The following is a 1,198-nucleotide window of genomic DNA, read 5'->3' on the forward strand; positions in this document are numbered from 1 at the left end:
TTTACTCCCACTCAAATCCTAAATTGCGGATTTTTAAATTTTCATCAGTTCTTCGATAAACTGTGCCGGTGCAAAGCTTATGTTAAACCGCTTCCTTCTTAGTGACATCTTCGTTCCCCTTATCTCTATCAGTTTCAACATGCTCAGACACCATTTTCGGATGATGTTCTGGTTCTGCGCTGCTGTTTTATCCAGTGTGGTATTTGCATCCTCCTTAAATGTCACATCCAGATGCCAGTGCATACTTTCCACTGCCCAGTGTCCCCGTACTGCCCGGCTGAACAGTTCGATGTCTTCACAAAGGCTGCTGATATAATACCGGTATTCCTCTTTCTCTGTTTCTCCCTTTCGGATGGTTTTCTTCTCCATCCCTATGCTTTTCAGCCCCTTCCACTGTTTTTTCTGGTACATCCACGCCGTCTCTTCCGTTTGGTAGTACTCCCTTATCTCTATCTGACCGTGCGCTTTCTCTGTTGTTTTTTTATACCCGGACCCTTTCTTTAGTTCTTCACATATCTGCTGTTCTTCAAAATACTGGCGTATGTCCGTTTCCAGATTTCCCTGGTTTCCCTTTACTGCCAGCACATAATCTGCACGCCTCTTCCGGATTGTTTCCGCGATTGCCGTCTGCGTCCCCATCGCATCAATGGTTACAACCTGCCCTTTTATCTCTATGCTTTCCAGTACTTTGGGGATTGCCGTGATCTCATTACTTTTTTCTTCCACTGCTTTCTGCCCCAGGCAGTATCCGTCTTCCCTGCTCCAGGCAGAAACGATATGGCATGGTTTCGTCCCTTCCCTTTTATTGGAACGCATGGTTTTCCCATCCACACAGATGATTTTTTTCAGCTTTTCCCCTTCATTGCTGTCCAGCAATTCCTGCCATTTCCGCTGAAGCTGCTGCAGATTCTCCGGGCGTATCATCCCCATAACGCGCTGTATGGTATCGTGAGACGGAACTCCATTCTTCAATTCGATATACTGTCTCAGATACTCCTCATTCCACAGTGCAAAATCTGCGATCTGCTCCCATGTGTCCGCATTGGCAAGTGTTGCAAAAAGCACAATGATCAAAATATCCTTTATACTGTGGCGTACTTTTCTGTGCTGCCTGACATCCTCGATGATCTCCATCCATTCCAGTAACTGCTCCATATCACCATCTCCGTTTTTATTTCCATTATAACGGATAATGGAG

The 1,198-nt window shown here is 45.6% G+C and carries 1 protein-coding gene; it reads right to left on the minus strand.

Going from position 1 to position 1,198, the window contains the following annotated elements; all coding sequences use genetic code 11:
• Positions 1–33 precede the first annotated feature (33 nt).
• Positions 34–1,198 (minus strand): ISAs1 family transposase (locus NSB25_RS29040; protein WP_306817719.1); only part of this gene is annotated, 1,165 nt, incomplete at its 5' end.

Origin of the sequence: Acetatifactor muris, assembly GCF_024623325.1 — a bacterium.
GTDB classification, from domain to species: domain Bacteria; phylum Bacillota; class Clostridia; order Lachnospirales; family Lachnospiraceae; genus Acetatifactor; species Acetatifactor muris.